Source organism: Pirellulales bacterium, assembly GCA_035499655.1.
Lineage (GTDB): Bacteria > Planctomycetota > Planctomycetia > Pirellulales > JADZDJ01 > DATJYL01.
The window spans coordinates 1-7,289 of record DATJYL010000077.1 but is presented as its reverse complement, the minus strand read 5'-3'; the positions used below and the strand labels follow the sequence as shown (position 1 = coordinate 7,289).

6 protein-coding genes are annotated in these 7,289 nt (G+C 58.1%); all 6 read right to left on the bottom strand.

All coding sequences use genetic code 11. From position 1 onward, the window contains the following. A partial coding sequence (locus VMJ32_05645; protein ID HTQ38488.1) for a prepilin-type N-terminal cleavage/methylation domain-containing protein occupies window positions 1-882 on the bottom strand: 882 nt, incomplete at its 3' end. Then, window positions 882-2,108, bottom strand: a complete 1,227-nt coding sequence (locus VMJ32_05640) for a prepilin-type N-terminal cleavage/methylation domain-containing protein (GenBank protein ID HTQ38487.1) — start codon at window positions 2,106-2,108, stop codon at window positions 882-884. The genes VMJ32_05640 and VMJ32_05645, both read right to left, overlap by 1 nt. After that, window positions 2,105-3,256: a type II secretion system protein gene (locus tag VMJ32_05635; GenBank protein HTQ38486.1), complete on the bottom strand. Its 1,152-nt coding sequence runs from the start codon at window positions 3,254-3,256 to the stop codon at window positions 2,105-2,107. Before VMJ32_05635 ends, VMJ32_05640 begins: the two co-directional genes overlap by 4 nt. A gap of 43 nt (window positions 3,257-3,299) precedes the next feature. Then, window positions 3,300-4,649 carry a prepilin-type N-terminal cleavage/methylation domain-containing protein gene (locus VMJ32_05630; GenBank protein ID HTQ38485.1) on the bottom strand — a complete coding sequence of 450 codons (1,350 nt, stop codon included), beginning with the start codon at window positions 4,647-4,649 and terminating at the stop codon, window positions 3,300-3,302. Window positions 4,650-4,762: 113 nt separating this feature from the next. Continuing rightward, window positions 4,763-6,112 (bottom strand): type II secretion system F family protein, encoded by a 1,350-nt coding sequence (locus VMJ32_05625; GenBank protein HTQ38484.1) that lies wholly within the window; start codon window positions 6,110-6,112, stop codon window positions 4,763-4,765. Between the two features lie 75 nt (window positions 6,113-6,187). Next, window positions 6,188-7,289, bottom strand: a 1,102-nt coding sequence (locus VMJ32_05620) for a GspE/PulE family protein (protein ID HTQ38483.1), incomplete at its 5' end; no start/stop codon positions are given.

The window sequence follows — 7,289 nt, the reverse complement described above, 5'->3', positions numbered from 1 at the left end:
CTTGAGCGGCATGGTGTTGTAGGGGGCGTCGGCGTAGATCAGCGCGCTGGAGCCGGGGTGGCTGCTGTCGTCGGCGCGGTTGGTCAGGACGTCGTCGGTCGCGGTGAAAATGACGTCGGATAGCGGGCGGCTGGGAACGTGAGTATTCGTGGTATCTAACGGAGCGGTTAAATCCAGGCCCAATCGTGCGATTATTGGCCCTGGCGGAGGATTGGCTTGATATGCCTGAATTAAAGCTTTGTTCGCCTGAATAAACGGGTCGGAAGTAGAGTTGACGTTGTAGGCTGAGTATGTTGGAGGGAACGAAGCGACGCCAATGTCCTGCACTGCCGCGTGCCCGACGGCGATCATTTCCGGATCAATCACAAAGGGAAGTTGCGCATACGGCTGCCAAGTGTGACCGGACGGTGTGAAAAATGGTGAGCCGTTTCCAGCTACCCACGGCCCCTGGTTTTGAATCGCAGTAATCTGTGAGGGTGTAAGAGTCGTCGGATCGGGAAGCGTTGGGATTGTTCCCAGGCCGCGGATTTGGAAATCGCGGTAGGCATTTTGGCCGAGCGTGGCTTTGCGCTCCTCGATGTTGGCTTTATTCACTTGCACGCCGCCGACGGGAATCAGCGCGGCAATGCTGAGCATTCCGACCGCCATGACGCCGATGGAAATCAGCACTTCCAGGAGGCTAATGCCGCGGCGGCGCGGCGAAGGCAGACGGCGGAAGGCGGAAGGCAGAGGGCGGAAAGCAGAAGGCAGAAGGCAGAAGGCAGAAGGCGGAGGGTCGGCACCCTCACCCTGCCCTCTCCCAAAGGGAGAGGGTTTAACTGACCACGGCTCGACGGAGCGCGCCGAAGTCCGAAAACTGACCACTGACCACTGACTTCGCATCACTTGCCTCCCATCGATTGGGCCGAAGTGGCAAAGGCGCGGGAGGCGGACACACTGCCGCCGGAGGCCACTTCGGCCGTGGTAACCAGGCCGGTTTGCGGATTGACGGCCACCCACACGTTTTCCAAGTCGTTTAAATTGTCCTGCGTAACTCCCGGCGGCAGAGACAGCGAAGCCAATTCATCGCGCTTGCCAACCAGGAAATACAACGGCCCGGAAATCGCCTGCTTGGCGCCGTTGAGATACAGGCTGTCTACCGCCCCGCTACGGTCGAACATGACAATGATCGGCTGGGTGCTGTTGCCCGACGTGGGGCTGCCAAACATTCCGAAATTCAGACCGGACATGCCAGAGTAATTCAAATCGACGACGTCGCCAGCAGGCAATTGCACGGGGACGTTCGATTCCTTTACCGGCTGCTCGAAAATCTGAAACGGCGTGGTCCAGCCAGCAGCCGTAAATGCCGCGGGGGGAAGATGACGGAAAGCAGGCGCGCCGGTGGAGGTGAAATCGTCAGGGTCGACGGGGGTGATAGAGAAAACCGTATTTGCGTTACCAGTGGGCGGCTGCAAATATCCATTGGCATCGACCGTGCTTCCGCCGCTTTGGGCCGCGAGCGAATAATACGGTCCGGAATAATTGAAGCGGATGAGATCGCCGGGCCGTAGCAAGCCCTCCCAGCCGACATCGGTGGAACCTCCTACGGCGGTGTAACTATAAACCGTGACGGCGCCAACTCCGCCATTTACCGTGACATTGGCAACCGAACTTTCCGAATCGCCCGCGTAGGGCTGCGGCACGGTACACAAAAACAAATCCATGCTGGCGGTCGGCTCGTTCGTCATGCGCTCCAGCCAGACGCCGGCGGAGCGGCCGTTGGCCAAGGCTTCGCTTTGAGCGGAGGCAAACTGCGTGCTGACCAAGCGGCCCGATTCGCGAATGCGGCGCGTATCTAACGTCGATCTGACCAGCGGCACGGTAGCAATGGAAACCAACACGACGATGGCGACTACGATCAACAGCTCGGCCAGCGTGAAGGCGCGGCGGAGGGGGCAGGGGGCAGGGGGCAGGGTGCAGGGGGCGGGCAGGCGGCGGAAGTCAGCACCCTCACCCTGCCCTCTCCCAAAGGGAGAGGGTTCAACTTGCCACTGACCACGGCTCGACTGCGCTCGCCGAGGTCTGACAACTGACCACTGCTTTCTGACCACTGACCACTTCTGCTTCATTGGTTTTCCGACATATCGTGGTTGGTGATGTTGTCGACGGAGTTGTCGATAAGGTTTTTCGGATCATTGCCGTTGGGCAAATCGGTGGGCGCGCCAAATAGTCCGCCGACGACCACGGCGAAGGGATTATTGGGTGGGCTGGTCGTGGAATAATGAAAATTCGGCGAGCCGCTGACCGGATCGGTCCCTTCTAAAAAAATGTCCGCAATTTGGTCTGGGCCGCAGGAAAAAATCAGCGGATACAAGGGCGGGTAGATTTGTTCGTTGGCCGGCAAAGTCGGATTGTAAAACAAATCGCCCGTGGTGGGCCGATACATTTGCAACGGATCGAGCGGATCGTGCGTGGTCGGATAAATTTTGTTGGTGTTTGCATTGCCCAGGGCATCCGTGGGATTCACATTCCACGGTTGCAGCGGCGAAGTAAACCCGGGCGCCCAGCGCTGCAGAAAAATTGGCTGGCCCCAACCGTCGACGAAATAATTCATGCCGTCGGTGTCGGTGGCAATTTCGTCCTGGCCGAACAACTGCATGACGTCGGGATTGTCGGTGCCATGACTGACAAACAGATACAAACATTTGGCCCCTTCGGCGAAGGTGGAGCGCGTGGCGGGAAGGGCCGCCAAATAAGCCACGCTGGCCGACGGGCGCTGCATGTAATCGGGCTTGCCGGTGGTGGCATCGGTCCAAGCCGTGACCGGATTATCGATAATATCTGTGAACCGATCGGGCAGTTCCATCCGCATGAGCTCGCGGAGCACATCGACGCGCGCTTCGGCCCAACCCAAATTATTGGCCGCGTAGTTTCGGTAGGCCGCCACCGCTTTTACGTCGACCGGGACGCGGCGGGTGCGGTACGATTCGTACTTGGCCATGACCAGCGCGTTGAGCTTGGCGATGGTGGCGCGGGTTTTGTCGCCCTTGGCCGATTCCTGCACGCTGGCCAGGGCGAACAGCGCGATCGACGACAGAATGCCCATGATGGTAATGGCGACCAGCAGTTCGACCAGGGTGAAGGCGGGATGCAGGGTGCAGGGCGCAGGGGGGAGGGCGCAGGAACTAGGGCGCAGGACAGAAAAAGTCCGAAGGCGTCGAAGTTTTCCGCACAAGTGTTTGCGATGTGTCGTCTGCATCATTAAATCTCTGTTCACGTCTGCTGCCTTCTGCGCCCTGCACCCTACACCCTGCCCCCTGCTATTGCGGTTTCGCTTGTCCCAAGGTTTTTTCGGTGAAGTTGGTAAGGTTATCGTCGTCGGCGTTGGTGGTGGTGTCGTAACCTTGGCCGTCGGGATAGGACTTGTAATAAATGTTTAGCGTCAGGCCGTTGTAATGTACCTGCGTTTGCGCGACCGGTGCGGAAAGACCCGGTGCTGATCCTGCGACTGGAGTGGTGATGTAATTCGCCAGTCCAAAATCATTATCCGCGCCGGCACAAATGATTTGGAACGATTTGGGATTCACACACAGTTTTTGAAAATCGGAAAACGATTTCGAGATGATGTCCAATGAGCTATCGGTAGTAATGTCAAATGTGGTGGTGCTAGGAGCGCCGACATCCAGCACGCCATTGCCGTTGGTATCCCAGGGTGTAGATTGCGATAGATACGGGATCGGCGGATTGTTAAGTGGCGGAGTGGCTGCTGGTGGCGAGGGGGGCGGATAGTTGCTCGGCAGAAACATCGCGTGGAACAAGTAGCATTGGGCTTCGAAGTACACGTACGCCTGTTGGCCGCCGTCGCGCGGAAGATACGCGCCGGGGTTGTACTTGGGATAGATGGCGCCGGAGCTGGCGGGGGTGGGTCCAGCGCTCCAGGTCGGCAGCGTGCCGGAAACCGTAACGGTATTCCATCCCGGTGCGCTGCCGGTCGAAAGCAAAGTGAGCCGAGACGTGTCAAAATCGAAGAACGATTGGCGATCGGCGGTGGGCGATGACAGCGGATGCGCCGGGTCTTTGCTGATGCTGGTGAGCCAAAACACCAGGGCTTGCGCCGGGGTCAGCGGCGACGCGCTGGCGGTTCCCTCCGTGTTGCCGGTGGCGGGGTCCCAGAGTTGAACCGTGCCGCTACTGTCCAAGTAGGGATAAAAGCTGGTGTTTTTTGTGGTGTCGCACCAGGGGATGTACCAAACTTCGACGTTCGGATTGCAGCGCGGGAAGGCCTTGGCCAAATGCTGAATCATCCGGGTCCGGGCATTCAGATCGGTATGATCTAAAAACGAGGGGGGGTAGTCGCCATATTTTTGTTTGTATTGCTCGATGGCGTTGGCCATGTTGACGATTTCGGCCTGGGTGCGGGCGCGTTTAGCAGCTTGCAGCCCTTGGTATGCGGCGACCGAGACCAGGGAGGCCAACAGGCCGATGATGGTGATTACCACCAGCATTTCGACCAGGGTGAAAGCGAAGGGACGAGGGGCCGGGGACGAAGGCCGAGAATGAGGCTGACCCTTTGTCCGTTGTCCGTTGTCCGTTGTTTCTGACGGATCACTGACAACTGGCCACTGGCCAAGGACCGACCATCGCCGCTTGCTCGTATGGCACGTGAACATAAAGTGCCGTCCTTTCGGTTCAATCGTCGCCGGCAAAGCCGACGGCTTGGGGAAATCCGAGTGTAACCGGTATGTGTTGCCAACCCGGCGTGGACGCCGGGCGCTATGCTTTTCTAGTGATTTTTCTTTCCGCCGCTGGATAGGTCGGTAATCAGTTTGACCAAGGGGAGGAACAACGAAATGACAATGAAGCCGACCATGACGCCGAGAAACACAATCAACAACGGTTCCAACAAGCTGACCAAGCTTTCGGTGAGCACGGCCACTTCTTCGTCGTAGGTGTCGGCCACTTTGTACAACATGGTGTCCAATTCGCCGGTTTCTTCGCCCACGTCGACCATGTTGACGACCAAATCGTCGACGACGCGCTGCTTAACCTTGGTCAGGTACAGCAGCACGCCGATTGGCCCGCCGGCAAACAAGAACCAGAACAAGACCGTGATGGCATTGAACGGCGGCGTGGAATGCTCGCGCAAGGGCTTGGCGATGCTTTCGCCTTCGCGGATCGATTCGATGACTTTGCCGTAGAGCCGCTCGAACATGGCGTTACCGGAAGTTTCGCGGGTAATGTTCAGCGCTTCCAAAATCGGCACGCCGCTGGCCACCAAGGTGCCCAAGGTGCGCGTGGTGCGGGCCATAATGTTTTTTTCGATCAGTTGCCCAAACACCGGCACCTTGAGGGTGAACAAATCCCAGCCGACTCGACCGTAATTGAATTTCCGCAACAGCTTGATGAACAACCAAATCGTAATGGGAATGGCGGGAATCAAAAACCAAAAATGCACTGTGGCGTACGACATTTTGATGAGCAGCAACGTGGGCGCGGGCAGCGTGGTTCTGAAATCTTCGAAGATTTTTTGAAACGCCGGCACGATTTTCATCATGATGAACACGAGAATGCCCACCGCCACAGACACGACCACGATGGGGTAGACCATGGCGCCTTTGACTTTTCGCTTGAGCGATTGGGCGCGTTCCTGGAACTCGGCCAGGCGGCGCAAGATAACTTCCAGCGCACCGCCCGCCTCGCCGGCTTTGATCATGTTGACGTACAGGCGGTCGAAGGCCTTGGGGCTTTTGGCCATGGCTTCGCTGAGCGTGGCGCCGGCTTCAATTTCGTCGCAGACGTCCATCAGGCTGTTTTTCAAGCGCCCGGGCTTTTGTTGCCCTTCCAAAATGCGAAGGCTTCGCAAAATCGGCAGACCAGCGTCTTGCAGGATGGAAAGCTGCCGCGTGAAAGTCGACAGCATTTTGCTGCTGACGCCGCCGATGGCCAGGCCACGCTTCTTTTTGCCGTCTTTTTTTTCGGCCTTCTTCTTGCGCTCCTTCTTCACCGAGATTTTGGTGACGAAGTAGCCCATTTGCCGAATGGTGGCCTGCGCTTCGGCCTCGGTGGGGGCTTCGATCATGTCCTTAATTTCTTGCCCGGCCGAATCCATCGCCTCGAATTGAAAAGTGGGCATAAGGCACCGAGTGGTCAGTGGTCAGTAGTCAGTAGTGTGTGGTCAGTGGTGAATGGTCATTCGTCATTGTCGGGGTTATGCTTCCACAATGGTTTCGCGGATGACTTCTTCGGCGGTAGTCGTGCCTTCGAACACGGCCTGAATGCCCGCATCACGCAAGGTGACCATGCCGATGGCGCGGGCGGCGGCCCGTAGCTCGTCGGTCGAGGCGTTGCGCATGATCATGTCGCGGATGTCATCGTTGAAATTCATCATCTCGAACAAACCGACGCGTCCTCGATAGCCACTGCGATTGCAGGCATCGCAGCCTTTGCCGCGGTAGAACTTTTTGCCGGCGATGTCGGCCGGCTTGAGCTCTAAATCGGCCAGCAAATCGGGGGTGGGGGCGACCTCCTCCTTGCACTGGGCGCAAATCCGCCGCACCAGCCGCTGCGCCAATACCGCTTCTAGTGTGGCGGTGATTAAAAACGGCGGCACGCCCATGTCGCGCAAGCGGGTGACGGTGCTGGGAGCGTCGTTGGTGTGCAGCGTGCTGAACACCATGTGCCCGGTCAACGAGGCTTGCACGGCTATTTCGGCCGTCTCTACGTCGCGGATTTCGCCGACGAGAATGAGGTCCGGGTCTTGCCGCAAAATCGCCCGCAAGCAATTGGCGAACGTGTTGCCGATGGAAGCGTCGATAGGGACTTGCACCAGGCCGTCGATATCGTACTCCACCGGGTCTTCGGTGGTGATGAGTTTGTCTTCAACGGTATTCAATTCGCTGAGCGCCGCATACAAGGTGGTGGTTTTGCCCGAGCCGGTCGGACCGGTGACGAGCACAATGCCGTTGGGTTTGTTAATGGCAGTCCGAAATTCCGCCAACGTTTTGCTGTCCATGCCGACTTTGTTCAAGTTGAGTTGCACGACCGAACGATCGAGCACTCGCAACACCACGCTTTCGCCAAACATGGTGGGCAAGACGCTGACGCGCATGTCGACGGGATGGCCGCCGACAGTCAGCTCGATGCGGCCGTCCTGCGGCAGACGGCGTTCGGCGATATCTAAATCGGCCATGACTTTGAGGCGCGTGGTAATGGCGAAAGCGAGATGCCGCGGCGGGGGGACCATTTCGTACAGCACGCCGTCCGCCTTGATGCGAATGCGGAATTCGTCTTCAAACGGCTCGAAGTGTAAG